At 30.1% G+C, this 272-nt stretch carries 1 protein-coding gene; it reads right to left on the reverse strand.

Annotation, left to right across the window (positions count from 1 at the left end; all coding sequences use genetic code 11):
* Positions 1-227: metal ABC transporter permease (locus AYC59_RS07500; RefSeq protein WP_245620603.1), on the reverse strand; the 227-nt coding region annotated here is incomplete at its 3' end.
* Between the last annotated feature and the right edge of the window lie 45 nt (positions 228-272).

Consider the following 272-nt stretch of genomic DNA (forward strand, 5'->3'; position numbering starts at 1 on the left):
CCTCCTTCTCTATATTTCTGTGTAATATTTTTTATAAATACAGTTACAAAAAATATTGTTGAAGCAACCAATATTATTGCTGGTCCTGAAGGTAATGATAGTGATAATGATAATGGCACTATAATCCCTAAGATACAACTAATGGTTGAAAATATTATACTTAGCAGTATAAAGCCTCTAATAGACTTAGATAAATTCTTTGCTGAAGCTGCTGGTATTATTAACAAAGCTTCAACTAAAGCTGACCCAATTATTTTAACAGAAGCTACAGT

This window comes from Pseudostreptobacillus hongkongensis, from assembly GCF_001559795.1.
Taxonomy (GTDB): domain Bacteria; phylum Fusobacteriota; class Fusobacteriia; order Fusobacteriales; family Leptotrichiaceae; genus Pseudostreptobacillus; species Pseudostreptobacillus hongkongensis.